The 13,921-nt window shown below is 73.1% G+C and carries 13 protein-coding genes; 9 read left to right on the forward strand and 4 right to left on the reverse strand.

The genetic code is table 11. The annotated features are described in order from the left end of the window. The first annotated feature begins 25 nt into the window (after nucleotides 1–25). Nucleotides 26–1,216: a hypothetical protein gene (locus AB0A94_RS14185; RefSeq protein ID WP_361743792.1), complete on the forward strand. Its 1,191-nt coding sequence runs from the start codon at nucleotides 26–28 to the stop codon at nucleotides 1,214–1,216. Nucleotides 1,217–1,453: 237 nt separating this feature from the next. On the opposite strand, the gene AB0A94_RS14190 is transcribed toward AB0A94_RS14185, so the two are convergent. Continuing rightward, the gene (locus AB0A94_RS14190) at nucleotides 1,454–2,689 is read right to left on the reverse strand and encodes a glycosyltransferase family 87 protein (protein WP_361743794.1); all 1,236 of its coding nucleotides are present in this window, start codon (nucleotides 2,687–2,689) and stop codon (nucleotides 1,454–1,456) included. A gap of 121 nt (nucleotides 2,690–2,810) precedes the next feature. Here AB0A94_RS14190 and AB0A94_RS14195 point away from each other — a divergent pair, with 121 nt between their 5' ends. Continuing rightward, nucleotides 2,811–3,953 (forward strand): glycosyltransferase family 4 protein, encoded by a 1,143-nt coding sequence (locus AB0A94_RS14195; protein WP_361743796.1) that lies wholly within the window; start codon nucleotides 2,811–2,813, stop codon nucleotides 3,951–3,953. Nucleotides 3,954–4,089: 136 nt separating this feature from the next. On the opposite strand, the gene AB0A94_RS14200 is transcribed toward AB0A94_RS14195, so the two are convergent. Further along, the gene (locus AB0A94_RS14200; protein ID WP_361743799.1) at nucleotides 4,090–5,886 is read right to left on the reverse strand and encodes an AMP-dependent synthetase/ligase; all 1,797 of its coding nucleotides are present in this window, start codon (nucleotides 5,884–5,886) and stop codon (nucleotides 4,090–4,092) included. Between the two features lie 296 nt (nucleotides 5,887–6,182). Between AB0A94_RS14200 and AB0A94_RS14205 the strand changes: the two genes are divergently transcribed. From AB0A94_RS14205 to AB0A94_RS14230, 6 genes are all read left to right on the forward strand, one after another. Then, nucleotides 6,183–6,980 carry a metallophosphoesterase gene (locus AB0A94_RS14205; protein WP_361743802.1) on the forward strand — a complete coding sequence of 266 codons (798 nt, stop codon included), beginning with the start codon at nucleotides 6,183–6,185 and terminating at the stop codon, nucleotides 6,978–6,980. Nucleotides 6,981–7,120: 140 nt separating this feature from the next. Beyond that, the gene (locus AB0A94_RS14210) at nucleotides 7,121–7,564 is read left to right on the forward strand and encodes an SRPBCC family protein (protein WP_361743805.1); all 444 of its coding nucleotides are present in this window, start codon (nucleotides 7,121–7,123) and stop codon (nucleotides 7,562–7,564) included. A 171-nt stretch (nucleotides 7,565–7,735) separates the two neighbouring features. Further along, a complete protein-coding gene (locus AB0A94_RS14215; RefSeq protein ID WP_361743808.1) occupies nucleotides 7,736–8,890 on the forward strand; it encodes an ArsA-related P-loop ATPase in 1,155 nt (384 codons plus the stop codon). 57 nt (nucleotides 8,891–8,947) lie between these two features. Continuing rightward, entirely contained in the window at nucleotides 8,948–9,478 is a 531-nt protein-coding gene (locus tag AB0A94_RS14220; protein ID WP_361743811.1) for a DUF5304 domain-containing protein, read from the forward strand. A 126-nt stretch (nucleotides 9,479–9,604) separates the two neighbouring features. After that, nucleotides 9,605–10,558, forward strand: coding sequence for an ROK family glucokinase (locus AB0A94_RS14225; RefSeq protein ID WP_361743814.1), 954 nt, complete (start codon nucleotides 9,605–9,607; stop codon nucleotides 10,556–10,558). Between the two features lie 189 nt (nucleotides 10,559–10,747). Further along, nucleotides 10,748–11,503, forward strand: a complete 756-nt coding sequence (locus tag AB0A94_RS14230) for an endonuclease/exonuclease/phosphatase family protein (protein WP_361743817.1) — start codon at nucleotides 10,748–10,750, stop codon at nucleotides 11,501–11,503. Between the two features lie 6 nt (nucleotides 11,504–11,509). On the opposite strand, the gene AB0A94_RS14235 is transcribed toward AB0A94_RS14230, so the two are convergent. Together AB0A94_RS14235 and AB0A94_RS14240 are read right to left on the reverse strand one after the other, a co-directional pair. Next, on the reverse strand, nucleotides 11,510–12,133 hold the full coding sequence (locus tag AB0A94_RS14235; RefSeq protein WP_361743820.1) for a hypothetical protein: 624 nt from the start codon (nucleotides 12,131–12,133) through the stop codon (nucleotides 11,510–11,512). After that, nucleotides 12,126–12,923, reverse strand: a complete 798-nt coding sequence (locus AB0A94_RS14240) for an alpha/beta fold hydrolase (protein WP_361743822.1) — start codon at nucleotides 12,921–12,923, stop codon at nucleotides 12,126–12,128. The genes AB0A94_RS14235 and AB0A94_RS14240 overlap by 8 nt, the downstream gene beginning before the upstream one ends. Before the next feature lie 189 nt (nucleotides 12,924–13,112). Here AB0A94_RS14240 and AB0A94_RS14245 point away from each other — a divergent pair, with 189 nt between their 5' ends. Further along, nucleotides 13,113–13,916, forward strand: coding sequence for a lysophospholipid acyltransferase family protein (locus AB0A94_RS14245; RefSeq protein WP_361744268.1), 804 nt, complete (start codon nucleotides 13,113–13,115; stop codon nucleotides 13,914–13,916). Nucleotides 13,917–13,921: the final 5 nt, after the last annotated feature.

The raw sequence follows: 13,921 nt of genomic DNA on the forward strand, positions 1-13,921 counted from the left end.
GCCCGGCACCCGTACCCTCGGGAAGGTGGCTGGTCGAAGGCGGGTGTCGGGTGCGTCGGTGACGGCGCTGTGTCTGCTGCTCGTCTCCCTGGTGGGATGCGGCGGGGGACCGGCCGTCGACACCGTCCGCGCGGAGGTGCAGTCCCTCCTCGACCGCCGCGCGGAGGCCGTCCTCGACCACGACGCCGCCGCGTACGCCCGTACCGGCACCCGCGCCGGGTTCGACAACCTGCGCGCGGTACCGCTCGCCGACTGGTCCTACCGCGTCACCGCACTCGACCACACCGGTGACACCGCCACCGCCGCCGCCAGCCTGAGCTACCGCGTCGAGGGCCACGACCGGTCCCCGGTCACCACCGCCCGCTTTCTGAGCCTGAGCCGGGACCGCGACGGCCACTGGTCCGTCGACTCCGACCGGCCCGCGACGAAGTCCGGCCAGCAGCTGTGGGACCAGGGCCCCGTGCGCGCCGTCCGGGGCGAGCGGAGCCTGGTCCTCGGCGTCGGGCAGCCCGACGGGAAGCTGCGGGACTACGCCGGACTGGCCGACCGCGCGGTGCCCGCGGTGTCCGACGCGTGGCGCCCGGAGTGGAGCCGGCGCGTGGTCGTCCTGGTTCCGGAGACCCTGGAGGGCATGGCGGGCCTGCTGGGCTCGCCCGCCTCCTCCTACCGGGGCATCGCGGCGGTCACCACCGGCGCCACCGGCGCGGACGGGCGGGCGCCGGCGGACCGGGTCATCGTCAACCCGGACGCCTTCGGACTGCTCGGCGACTCGGGCCGGCAGGTCGTCCTCACCCACGAGACCACCCACGTCGCCACCCGCGCCCACACCTCCGCCGCGACCCCGCTGTGGCTGTCCGAGGGGTTCGCCGACTGGGTCGGCTACCGCGGCGGCGACCGCGCCCCCGCGGAGGTCGCACCGGAACTCGCCCACGCGGTGGGCCGGGGCGAGGTGCCCACGGGGCTGCCGGACGACGAGGACTTCGGCTTCTCCGGCGACGCGGACCGCCTCGCCCGTGCCTACGAGAGCGGCTGGCTGGCCTGCCGCCTCATCGCCGACCACTGGGGCGAGGAACGCCTCGGCGAGTTCTACCGCGCCGTGGGCGCACACGAACACCGTGAGGGCGCGGTGGAGGACGCGATGCGACGGATCCTCGACACCACCCGCGAGGACTTCACCGCGCAGTGGCAGGAGTACGTGAGGAACGCACTGGGCTGAACAGCCGTCCCGAAACCGCGGGCAGTCGCCTGCCTCCGCCTCCGCTCCCGCGGGCAGTCACCCGCCGCCTCCGCGGGCAGTGGTGCCTCCCCCAGTGCCTCGAAGGCCTGGGAGGTGCCCCCAGGGCTGCACGGGTGGGCGGTGGGGGACCTCCCGCTCGAGCGCGGCCGGGAGTGGGGGAGGCACCCCGCAAGCGTCGGGCCGCGCGAACACCCCCGCCCCGCACCCACGCGGAGATCAGGACGAGACCGGCGCCTCGGCGGCCCGGGCCGGCCCGGGCACCCTGGGAACAGACCGCCGACGGGGAACCGTCGCACACCACAGCACCCGCGCCGCCACGACCGCCGCCCCCACCAGCAGCCCGTTGCGCACCACCAGCAGCGCGATGCCCAGCGCGTCACTGGCCACCACATGCCCGAACCACACCGGAAACTCCAGCACCGTCACCAGCGAAGCACCCAGCACTAGCCCGACCGGCACCCCCATCCGGCTCTCCCGGAAGCACAGGCACACCGCCCCGAGCCCGACCAGCCACACCATGTACTGCGGACTGATCACCCGACTCGTCGTCGTGAACAGGAGCACCGCCACGAACGCCGCGTCCGCCACGGTGCACGCCTCGAACCGGACGGCCCTCACCCGCCACAGCACCAGCCAGCCCAGCGCGGCCCCGCTCAGGAACAGCGCACCCGTGCTCACCCAGCTCACGTACGGGCCGAGGAACTCCACCGAGCCGTAGTTGAGCAGCACCTCACCCTCCCACCCGTGATGCCGGGCCACATGGAAGACGAGCGCCCCCAGCGACTCCACCTCCGTCCCCCGGTCCCGCTGAAAACCGAGGAACGCGAACGCCCCCGGCATCAGTACGGCGAACAGCGCGGCCACCCCGGCACCGGTCACCGCGGCCCACACCCACGCACCGCGCCGCCGCACCGCGAGGAGCAGCAGCGCCGGCCACACCTTCACCAGCGCCCCGAAACCGGCGAGCGCCCCCGCCGCCCGGGGGTGCCGGCCGGCCGCCAGCAGCGCGGCCACGGCGACCGCGGTCACCATCACGTCGTAGCGCGCGTACACCGTCGGCCCCAGCAGCGGCACGCCGACCACCCACACCCAGGCCCCGCGCGGCGACCGGCCGGAACGGCGGCCGGCGTACCGCAGCAGGGCCAGCGTGACGAGGTCGGCGAGACACGCCAGGACGAAGAAGGCGGTGGCGTACTCCAGGAACGGCAGCAGGCCGGGGGAGAGGATCGCCAGGGCCGCGGCGGGCGGGTACTGCCAGGTCACGTCGTCCAGCGGGAACGTTCCGGTGCGCAGGACGTCGTACCAGCCCCGGTAGATGACCGACACGTCGCTGGTGACGTCAGGGCCGGGGAAGACGATCACCTTCAGGACGCACAGCAGCAGGGCGGCCCGCGTCAGTGCCCACAGGAGGAGCAGCCAGGCGAGGGACCCCCGTGCGGCCGTCGTCTTCATCTGCTCCCTGCCCGTCCGGTGCGCGGTCGTGAGGGGCCATGATGTCCCGGACACCTGTGCACGTGCCACAGAGTGCCGCCGTGGCGGGCGGCGCACCCTCCGTTCGGTAGGGTCTGCGGCGATGCACAAGACCCTGATCGTGACCAATGACTTCCCGCCCCGCCCCGGCGGCATCCAGGCGTTCCTGCACAACATGGCGCTGCGGCTCGACCCGGAGCGGCTCGTCGTCTACGCCTCCACCTGGAAGCGCTCCCGGGAGGGCGTCGAGGCCACCGCCGCCTTCGACGCCGAGCAGCCCTTCACCGTCGTGCGCGACCGTACGACCATGCTGCTGCCGACCCCGGCGGCCACCCGGCGGGCCGTCGGGCTGCTGCGCGAGCACGGGTGCACCTCGGTGTGGTTCGGGGCGGCGGCACCGCTCGGCCTGATGGCACCGGCGCTGCGCCGGGCGGGCGCCGAGCGGATCGTGGCCACCACCCACGGCCACGAGGCCGGCTGGGCCCAGCTGCCCGCCGCGCGGCAGCTCCTGCGCCGCATCGGGGACTCCACGGACACGATCACCTACCTCGGCGAGTACACCCGCTCCCGGATAGCCTCGGCGCTCACCCCCGGGGCCGCCTCCCGGATGGTGCAGCTGCCGCCCGGGGTCGACGAGAAGACCTTCCACCCCGGCTCGGGCGGTGACGAGGTGCGGGCGCGGCTCGGGCTGACCGACCGGCCGGTGGTCGTGTGCGTCTCCCGGCTGGTGCCGCGCAAGGGGCAGGACACGCTGATCCGGGCGATGCCCGCGATCCTGGCCGCCGAACCGGACGCCGTCCTGCTGATCGTCGGCGGCGGCCCCTACGAGAAGGACCTGCGCCGGCTCGCGGCCGACACCGGCGTGGCCGCCTCCGTCCGCTTCACCGGCTCCGTCCCCTGGTCCGAGCTGCCCGCCCACTACGGTGCCGGGGACGTCTTCGCGATGCCCTGCCGCACCCGGCGCGGGGGCCTGGACGTCGAAGGGCTCGGCATCGTCTACCTGGAGGCGTCCGCGACCGGCCTCCCGGTCGTCGCCGGCGACTCCGGCGGCGCCCCCGACGCGGTCCTCGACGGCGAGACGGGCTGGGTCGTGCGGGGCGACTCGGCCGAGCAGACCGCGGACCGCGTCATCACCCTCCTGGGCGACGAGGAACTGCGCCGCAGGATGGGCGAGCGAGGCAGGGAATGGGTCGAACAGAAGTGGCGCTGGGACCTGTTGGCGGAGGAACTGAAGAAGCTGCTCTGAAGAACACCGGCGGGGCAGCCCACCCAGGGGCGCGGAGCCGTGACATCGTGCGGCTCCGCCGCGTGGGCGCGACCGGCCGCGTACGACGGAGAGCCGCCGTCAAAGCGCCCCCGGCACCCCCATGGGCACCGAAGCCCTACTTCGCGTAGATCGCCTCGATCTCGTGGGCGTAGTCCTTCGCCACGACGTTCCGCTTCAGCTTCAGCGAAGGCGTCAAGTGCCCCGACTCCTCGGTGAACTGCGTCGGCAGCACACGGAACTTCCGCACGGACTCCGCCTTCGACACCGCCGAGTTGCCGTCGTCGACGGCGCTCTGGACCGCCGCGAGCAGATCGGGGTCCTCGCTCAGCGACTCCGCCGTCGACCCCGCCGGCTTGCCGTGCTCGGCACACCACCGGCCCAGGAACTCCTCGTCGATGGTGACCAGCGCGCCCACGAACGGCCGCCCGTCGCCCACCACCATGCACTCCGCGACCAGCGCGTGCGCCCGGATCCGGTCCTCGATGACCGCCGGGGCGACGTTCTTGCCGCCCGCCGTCACCAGTATTTCCTTCTTGCGGCCGGTGATCCGCAGATAACCGTCCTCGTCCAGCGTGCCGATGTCCCCCGTGTGGAACCAGCCGTCGGTCAGCGCCTCGGCGGTCGCGCCCTGGTTGTTCCAGTACTCCTTGAACAGGTGCTCGCCGTGCAACAGCACCTCGCCGTCGTCCGCTATCCGGATCACCGAGCCGGGCAGCGGCTGGCCGACCGTGCCGATCTTCTGCCGGTCCCACGGGTTGAACGCGGTGGCGGCGCAGGACTCGGTCAGGCCGTAGCCCTCCAGCACGCTGAAGCCGATGCCGCGGAAGAAGTGGCCCAGGCGCTCGCCCAGCGGGGCGCCGCCCGAGATGGCGTACTCGCCGCGCCCGCCCAGCACCGCGCGCAGCTTGCCGTAGACCAGCTTGTCGAACACCTTGTGCTTGATCCGCAGGCCGAGCGACGGCCCGGACGGCGTGTCCAGCGCCCGGCTGTAGGCGATCGCCGTGTCCGCCGCCTTGTCGAAGATCTTCCCCTTGCCGTCGGCCTGCGCCTTGGCCCGCGCCGAGTTGTAGACCTTCTCGAACACCCGCGGCACGCCCAGGATCAGCGTCGGGCGGAACGTGGCCAGCTCGTCGGTGAGGTTCTTGATGTCGGGCACGCAGCCCAGCTTGATCGGCGCCATCATGGGCGCGATCTGCACCAGCCGGCCGAAGACGTGCGCGAGCGGCAGGAACAGCAGCACCGAGCACTCGCCGGTGCGGAACAGCGGACGCAGCCGCTCCACGATGTTGCCGCACTCGGCGAAGAAGCTGCGGTGGGTCAGCACACAGCCCTTGGGGCGGCCGGTGGTGCCGGAGGTGTAGACGATCGTCGCCGGGTCGTCCGCCTTCGCGGACGAGCCGCGCTCCTCGACCGTCTCGTCGGTGACGTCCCGGCCGAGCCGGCCCAGCTCCTCGATGCCGCCGGACTCGATCCGCCACAGGTTCTCCAGCGCGGGCAGCCGGTCGCGCACCGACTCCACCGTCTCCGCGTGGGCGTCGAGCTCCACGAAGCAGGCGGTGGCGCCGGAGTCGCCGAGGATCCACGCGACCTGCTCCGGCGAGCTGGTCTCGTACACCGGCACGGTCACCGCGCCGGCGCTCCAGATCGCGAAGTCCAGCAGCGTCCACTCGTAACGGGTGCGGGACATCAGGCCGACCCGGTCGCCGGGTCGCACACCGGCGGCGATCATGCCCTTGGCGGCCGCCCGCACCTCCGCCAGGAAGGCGGTCGCCGTCACGTCCTGCCAGGTCCCGCCCACCTTGCGGGCGATGACGGCGACGTCGGGGTGCTGCGCGGCGTTTCTGCGGACGATGTCGGTCAGGTTTCCGTCGGCGGGGACCTCGTACAAAGCCGGAAGGCTGAACTCGCGCAAGACTGCTGCTCCTCTTAGGGCTCCGGCGCCACGACGTTGTGCGATGCGACGGTGCGGTCCAAGGCTCGGGCGGGTGCTCACGGATTCACATGTTGAAATCCCGAGCACGACTGGACTGCCCGGACGTTACCCGCCGGTATGTCGTCTGCGACAGGGGGGCCCGGCGAGATGTTCGCTGCGTCACACAGGTTGGTGTTTCATTGCGCACAGTAGTCCACCCCGTCACCGACGAGCCAGTAACCGCAGGTAGGCCCGCCATTGTTCACGCACGCCGTACACCCTTACCCTTGATCGCCATGGCATCCACACCCGGCGGGAACCGGCGCACACGCGTCCACGTGGTCAGTGACGTGCACGGCAACGCCCGCGACCTGGCCCGGGCGGGCGAGGGCGCCGACGCCCTGATCTGCCTGGGCGACCTGGTGCTCTTCCTGGACTACGCCGACCACTCGCGCGGCATCTTCCCCGACCTGTTCGGCACCGAGAACGCCGACCGCATCGTGGAACTGCGCACCGCCCGCCGCTTCGAGGAGGCGCGCGAGTTCCAGCGCGGGCTGTGGGCGGGCATCGGCATGGACAAGCCCGCCGCGATCGAGAAGGCGGTGCGCAAGCAGTACGCCGAGCTGTTCGCCGCGTTCCCCACGCCGACGTACGCGACGTACGGCAACGTCGACATGCCGCCCCTGTGGCCGGAGTACGCGGGCCCCGGCACGACCGTGCTGGACGGGCAGCGGGTGGAGATCGGCGGCTGGACCTTCGGATTCGTCGGCGGCGGCCTGCGCACGCCGATGCGCACGCCGTACGAGATCGACGACGAGGAGTACGCGGCGAAGATCGAGGCCGTCGGCGAGGTCGACGTGCTGTGCACGCACATCCCGCCGGAGGTGCCCGAGCTGGTCTACGACACCGTCGCGCGCCGCTTCGAACGCGGCAGCCGGGCCCTGCTGGACGCCGTCCGCCGCACCCGGCCCCGCTACTCCCTGTTCGGACACGTCCACCAGCCGCTGGCGCGGCGGATGCGGATCGGCGCCACCGAGTGCGTGAACGTGGGGCACTTCGCCAGCAGCGGGAAGCCCTGGGCGCTCGAGTGGTGAGGCCGGAAGGGCGCGGATGCCCCAGGTCGGGTGAGTTCCGTCGGCCCGCCGCGCGGTAGCCTTCCGCTGCACGCGCGTGCGCTGTGCGACTCGCGCACGGCGACGACGACTACCGGCCCGCATCTGGAGGAGCCACGGCGATGGCGGAACACACCAGCTCGAGCATCACGATCGAGGCGGCACCGGCCGACGTCATGGGGGTGATCGCCGACTTCGCCCGCTACCCGGACTGGACCGGTGAGGTGAAGGAGGCCGAGGTCCTCGCGACCGACGGCGAGGGCCGCGCCGAGCAGGTGCGTCTCGTCATGGACGCCGGCGCGATCAAGGACGACCAGACCCTCGCCTACACCTGGACCGGCGCGCACGAGGTCTCCTGGACCCTGGTGAAGTCCCAGATGCTCCGCTCCCTCGACGGCTCCTACCTCCTCACCCCGGCGGGCCCCGGCACCACCGAGGTCACCTACCGCCTCACCGTCGACGTCAAGATCCCCATGCTCGGCATGATCAAGCGCAAGGCCGAGAAGGTCATCATCGACCGCGCCCTGGCAGGCCTGAAGAAGCGCGTGGAGTCAGGCCCGAAGTAGTCCCGCAACTGCGGACAGCCACGCCGCCGTAGCTGCGGGCAATCGTGCCTCCCCAGTGCCTTGAAGGCCCGGGAGGCACCCCCAGGGCGGCACGGGTGGGCGCGGCGGCGCCCCGCAAGCGCGGGCGAGCGAAACCCACCCCCCGCCCGGCGTCAGTTACCGTTCACCCCCATGCGCACCCTCCTGATCACGGGCTCCGGCGGCAGCGGCCGCACCACCACCGCCGCCGCCACCGCGCTCACCGCAGCCCGTGCGGGTGCCCGCACCCTGCTCCTCGGCACCGACCGCACGGACACCCTCGGACCCGTACTGGGCGACGGGGCCACCCCACGCCTCACCGTGCGGCGCGTCGACCCCGACGCGGACTTCCGCGCGGACCTCGCCGCCCTCCAGGACCGCGCCGCCTCCGCACTGGACCTCCTCGGCGCCTCCCGACTCGACCCCGAGGAGATCGGCCCCCTCCCCGGCGCCGAGGAACTCGCCGTCCTGCGCGCCCTGCGCGACGCCACGCTCTCGGAGGACGCGTACGACCTCGTCGTCGTCGACCTCCCGCCCACCCCCCGCGCCCTCTCCCTCCTCGCCCTCCCCGAGGAACTCCGCCGCTACCTGCGCCGCCTGCTCCCGCCCGAACGGCAGGCCGCCCGCGCCCTGCGCCCCGTGCTCGGCCGCCTCGCCGGCGTCCCCATGCCCGCCGAGTGGCTGTACGGCACGGCAGCCCGCCTGGACCGCCGGCTGGCCGCCGTGGAGGCCGTGCTCGCCGACCCCGGCACCGTCGTACGCCTGGTCGCCGAGCCGGGACCCGCCGGCGCCGACGCCGTACGCGCCGCGGCCCTCGGACTCGCCCTGCGCGGACTGCGCACCGACGCGCTGATCGCGACCCGCGTCCTGCCGGAGGGCGACGCGGACAGCTGGCTCGCCGGCCCCGTCGCCCAGCAGCGCAAGACCCTGGAGGAGTGGCGCGAGTCGTACGACGTCCATCCGGTCGCCCACCTGGGCCGCGACCCGCGCGGCACCGACGACCTCACCGCACTCGCCGTACCCGGTGCCGGGACCGGACCGGGCGGTGCCACCCGGTGGCCGGTGGAGGACCGGCTGGCCGACGACGGCGTCCTCGTCTGGCACATCCCCCTGCCGGGGGCCCGCCGCGACGAACTCGACCTGATCCGGCGCGGCGACGAGATCGTCGTCACCGCCGGACCGTTCCGCCGCATCGTCCCGCTGCCCTCCGCGCTGCGCCGCTGCACCGTCGCCGGCGCCGCCCTGCGCGAGAACGAGCTGCGCGTCCGGTTCCGGCCGGATCCGGAGCTGTGGCCGCGCACCCGCTGAAGCGACGACGGCCGTTCGGGTACCGTCGAAGGTGCCATCCGTAGTCAGGAGTCCGTCATGAGCGAACAGCTCCCCCCGCCCGACGACACCGGGGACGAGATCGTCGGCAAGCCGGTGGACGACGTACGGGCGGCCGAGACCCACGCCGAGACCCACGCCGACGCCTGGGCGACCGCCGCCGCCGAGGACCTCGAGGCGGAGAAGGCCCGCCGCCGGACCCAGTACGGACCGCCCCCCGGTTCCGCCGCCGAGGAGCTGAGGAAGCTCGTCGACGCGGTCGCCGACAAGCTCTCCGGCCTGCAGTCCCCGCTGTTCGGCGCGGTCGCGGGACCGGCCGCCCAGCAGGTGGTGCGGCAGGTCGTCCAGCAGGCCAAGGCCGCCGTCGAACCCGTCATCGAACGCAACCCCGACGTCTTCGACCACCTCGCGGCCGCCGGCAACGAACTCCTCGCCGCCTACCGCTCCGCCGTGCAGGACCAGGAGCGCCGCTGGACGGCCCGCGAGTCCGACCCCCGCGACCTCGACGAGCGCCGGGACCGGGGCGACGACCCCGGCACCGGCCCCGGCGAGCGCATCGACCTGGACTGACGGCGAGGTCCCCGCGGGGTTCCCATGGTCCCCGCCGGGCCGCCCACCGTGCGGACGCCGGGCCCCTCACGGCAGTGCCTCGGGTACCGTTGGCGGTAGCGGGGCTCGACCGGAACTGAGGGATTCATGGGACTCACCATCGGCGTCGACATCGGCGGCACGAAGATCGCGGCCGGCGTGGTCGACGAGGAAGGCAACATCCTCTCGACCCACAAGGTGCCGACCCCGGGCACGCCCGAGGGCATCGTGGACGCCATCGCCTCCGCGGTGGAGGGAGCGCGCGCCGGGCACGACATCGTCGGCGTGGGCATCGGTGCGGCCGGATACGTCAACCGCCAGCGCTCGACGGTGTACTTCGCGCCCAACATCGACTGGCGCAACGAGCCGCTCAAGGAGAAGGTCGAGGCCCGCACGGGCCTCCCGGTCGTCGTGGAGAACGACGCCAACGCCGCCGCCTGGGGCGAGTACAAGTTCGGCGCGGGCGCCGGCCACCGCAACGTCATCTGCATCACGCTCGGCACCGGCCTCGGCGGCGGTGTGATCATCGGCAACAAGCTGCGCCGCGGCCACTTCGGCGTGGCCGCCGAGTTCGGCCACATCCGCATGGTGCCGGACGGCCTGCTGTGCGGCTGCGGCTCGCAGGGCTGCTGGGAGCAGTACGCCTCCGGCCGCGCCCTCGTGCGCTACGCCAAGCAGCGCGCCAACGCCACCCCCGAGAACGCCGAGACCCTGCTCTCCCTCGGCGACGGCACCCCCGAGGGCATCGAGGGCAAGCACGTCTCCATGGCCGCCCGCCAGGGCGACCGGGTGGCCGTCGACTCCTACCGCGAGCTGGCCCGCTGGGTCGGCGCCGGCCTCGCCGACCTGGCCTCCCTCTTCGACCCCTCCGCGTTCATCGTCGGCGGCGGCCTCTCCGACGAGGGCGAACTGGTCCTCGGCCCGATCCGCAAGTCCTACAAGCGCTGGCTGGTCGGCGGCAACTGGCGCCCGGTCGCCGACGTCCTCGGCGCCCAGCTCGGCAACAAGGCGGGCCTGGTCGGCGCGGCGGACCTGGCCCGGGAACCCGACCCGGTCATGTGACACCCCTTCATGTGCACGGCTGCGCCCGCCTGGTCCCTCCGGGGACGGCGGGCGCAGCCGTACCCGGCAGAAGGCGCGCCCGGCGCGGAGCCGAAAGCCGTGGGTTCATCGTCCGCGGGGAGCGGCCTCCTCGGGTACGTGCGGCGCAGAGCCGCACCGCGTCGTGCGCGTGGGCGTATCTTGATCCGCATGGCGACGACTCCGCTGCTGCCCGATTCCCGGACCGAGTCCGACGGTTCGGCCGTCATCCGGGTGCTCAGCTACAACATCCGTTCGATGCGCGACGACACCGGTGCCCTCGCCCGGGTGATCAGCGCCTGCGCTCCCGACCTCGTCCTGCTCCAGGAGGCGCCGCGGTTCTTCCGCTGGCGCAAGAAGCTGGCCCGGCTCGCCTCGGAAACGGGCCTCGTCATCCTCTCCGGAGGTGCCACGGCCGCCGGGCCCGCGATGCTGTGCTCGCTGCGGGCGACCGTCGAGCGCACCGAGGACGTGCTGCTGCCGCTCACGCCCGGGCAGCACCGGCGCGGGTTCGCCACCGCCGTCGTACGGTTCGGGGGCGCCCGGCTCGGCGTGCTGAGCTGTCACCTCTCCCTGGAGAAGGGCGAGCGGTACGAGCAGGGCGGCATGCTCCTCGACCGGCTCGCCGGGATGGGCGTCGAGCACGCGGTCGCGGGCGGGGATCTCAACGAGCGGCCGGGCGGGCGGACCTTCCGGCGGCTGGCCGAGTCCCTGACCGACTGCTGGACCGCGGCCCCCTGGGGCGGTGAGCACACCTGGGTCCGCGACGAACCGCGGCGGCGGATCGACGCCCTCTTCGTGACCAAGGGCGTCGAGGTGCTGGGCTGCGGGGTTCCGCTCGAGCAGCCCGGGGCGAGCGCGGCGGACCTGAGGGCGGCCACGGACCACCTTCCGGTCCTGGCCGCCCTCCGGATCCCGGCCGCGTGACAGCGGTCAGACCACCGCGCCCCGCCCCGGATCGTCGTCGTCCTCGTCGTCCGTGCGCATGCGCATCACCAGTGTGGCGAAGCCACCCAGGAAGCCGCCGATGCACAGGGTGGTCAGCCACCAGGTCATCTCCCAGCCGAGCAGGATCGCCAGCAGCAGCAGGAGCGGGCCGCCGAGCACTCCCAGCCAGGCGAACTTCGACGTGACGTCGGCCTCCGGCAGCGGCGGGGGCTCCGGCGGGACGAAGTGGCCCTCGTCGGTCTCGTCGAGGTCGTCGTCCGACGGCTCCCGCACGCTGTAGTCGCGCGGGCCGCCGACGCCGGGGGCGAAGGAGACGGAGCCGCCCAGCGGCTTGGCCGGCTTGTCCTCGGCCTTGACGGGGGACTCGGCCTTCGCCTCGCCGTCGTTCGTCTCGGGCTCCAGCAGCGCCAGGTCCTCGACGGACTTGAACGGCTTGGCGCCCGGCGGGTCCGGCGGCTCCTCCCCGTACCCGGCGACGATCGCCTCCCACGCGGCGGCCTCGTCGAAGGGGACCCCCTTCTCCTCGGGCTCGCGACCCTCACGGTCCTCGCGACCCTCACGGTCCTCGCGGTCCTCACGATCCTCGCGGTCCGAGTCGTGCTCAGCCACCTGTGGTCGTCCCTTCCGTGCCGAGACCGGGCTCCTTGACGGCGCCGGGTGCGAGCCGGCCGATGAACGCGGTGCTCTCCCGGAAGATCCGCTCCGCGTCGTAGTCCAACGTCGCCACGTGGTAGCTCTGTTCCAGCAGGATCTCCGTGACGTCCGTCGACGACACCCGGCCGAGGATCCGGGCCGAGTCCGCGGGCGGCACCACGTGGTCCTGCGGACTGCGCAGCAGCAGCAGCGGCTGGGTGACCCGGGGCAGCTCGCCGTCGACGAGCCGGAGGAAGGTCCGCAGCGAGTGCGCCGCGTGCAGCGGCACCCGGTCGTACCCGAGCTCCCTGCTCAGCGGCTTCGCGATGTCGCTCGCGATGCCCTTCGTCGCCGGGACGAGATGGCGGAGCACCGGAAGGGCGTGCGCGGCCACCCCGTGCACCTTGTTCGCCGGGTTCACGACCATCACCCCGCTCACCGCGGCACCGTGGAGCGCGGCCAGCCGCAGTGCCAGCGCGCCGCCCATCGACAGACCGGCGACGAACACCCGCTCGTGGCGGTCCAGCAGCAGCCGCAGCTCGCGGTCCACCTCCGCGTACCAGTCCTGCCAGCCGGCGACCCCGAGGTCCTGCCAGCGGGTGCCGTGCCCGGGCAGCAGGGGCAGCGAGACGGTCAGGCCGTGCCCGGCGAGATGCTCGGCCCAGGGGCGCAGCGACTGCGGTGAACCGGTGAAGCCGTGGCAGAGGAGGACGGCGGTCTCCCCGCCCTCGTGGCGGAACGGCTCGGCTCCGGTCAGGAGCGGCACCTTCGGCCTCCTGTTCGTAGGAAGGTCTGGTACGTCACGGTGATCGCGGCAGGCGCCGCACACGGGTTGCAGGACCTTCACCGTACGCGACCGCACTGACACCGACCAGGGCCGTCGGGGCCTTCGACGGCGCTCCGGGATATGGTCTGACCAACACGCACGGGAGGCACTCGGTTGTTGTACGGCACGATGAAGGTCGCCATCGGAGGGCCGCTGAAGCTCGCCTTCAGGCCCTGGGTGGAGGGCCTGGAGAACATCCCCGCCGAGGGCCCCGCCGTCCTGGCCAGCAACCACCTGTCGTTCTCCGACTCCTTCTTCCTCCCGGCCGTGCTGGACCGCAAGGTCACCTTCATCGCCAAGGCCGAGTACTTCACCACCCCGGGTGTGAAGGGCCGGCTGACGGCCGCCTTCTTCAAGGGCGTGGGCCAGCTCCCGGTGGACCGCTCCGGCGCGCGCGGCGCGGGCGAGGCGGCGATCAAGAGCGGCATCGAGGTCATCGAGCGCGGCGAGCTGTTCGGCATCTACCCGGAGGGCACCCGCTCGCCCGACGGCCGCCTCTACCGGGGCAAGCCCGGTGGCCTCGCGCGCGTGGCGCTGGCCACCGGAGCGCCCGTCATCCCGGTCGCCATGATCGACACGGAGAAGATCCAGCCTCCCGGTCAGGTCATGCCCAAGCTGATGCGGCCCGGCATACGGATCGGCAGGCCACTGGACTTCAGCCGTTACCAGGGCATGGAACACGACCGCTTCGTGCTCCGCGCGGTGACCGACGAGGTCATGTACGAGATCATGAAGCTGTCCGGCCAGGAGTACGTCGACATGTACGCCACCGCCATGAAGCGGCAGCTCTCGGAGGCGGCCAAGGCCGAGAAGGAAGCGGAGAAGGCGGCGAAGGCCGCGCTCGCCCGCGCGGAGAAGGAACAGGCCGAGAAGCTGAAGGCCGCCATGGAGCAGGCCGACGGGGAGCAGGACGGGCGACGGCCGGGCCCTTAGGGTCT

The organism is Streptomyces sp. NPDC044984, from assembly GCF_040646935.1.
In the GTDB taxonomy this organism is placed as follows: domain Bacteria; phylum Actinomycetota; class Actinomycetes; order Streptomycetales; family Streptomycetaceae; genus Streptomyces.

What these genes read in the sequence shown, in the direction of transcription:
- AB0A94_RS14190 (WP_361743794.1), bottom strand. Translation starts at nt 2,689, where the DNA reads ATGAAGACGACGGCCGCACGGGGGTCCCTCGCCTGGCTGCTCCTCCTG.
- AB0A94_RS14195 (WP_361743796.1), top strand. Translation starts at nt 2,811, where the DNA reads ATGCACAAGACCCTGATCGTGACCAATGACTTCCCGCCCCGCCCCGGC.
- AB0A94_RS14205 (WP_361743802.1), top strand. Translation starts at nt 6,183, where the DNA reads ATGGCATCCACACCCGGCGGGAACCGGCGCACACGCGTCCACGTGGTC.
- AB0A94_RS14210 (WP_361743805.1), top strand. Translation starts at nt 7,121, where the DNA reads ATGGCGGAACACACCAGCTCGAGCATCACGATCGAGGCGGCACCGGCC.
- AB0A94_RS14215 (WP_361743808.1), top strand. Translation starts at nt 7,736, where the DNA reads ATGCGCACCCTCCTGATCACGGGCTCCGGCGGCAGCGGCCGCACCACC.
- AB0A94_RS14220 (WP_361743811.1), top strand. Translation starts at nt 8,948, where the DNA reads ATGAGCGAACAGCTCCCCCCGCCCGACGACACCGGGGACGAGATCGTC.
- AB0A94_RS14225 (WP_361743814.1), top strand. Translation starts at nt 9,605, where the DNA reads ATGGGACTCACCATCGGCGTCGACATCGGCGGCACGAAGATCGCGGCC.
- AB0A94_RS14230 (WP_361743817.1), top strand. Translation starts at nt 10,748, where the DNA reads ATGGCGACGACTCCGCTGCTGCCCGATTCCCGGACCGAGTCCGACGGT.
- AB0A94_RS14245 (WP_361744268.1), top strand. Translation starts at nt 13,113, where the DNA reads ATGAAGGTCGCCATCGGAGGGCCGCTGAAGCTCGCCTTCAGGCCCTGG.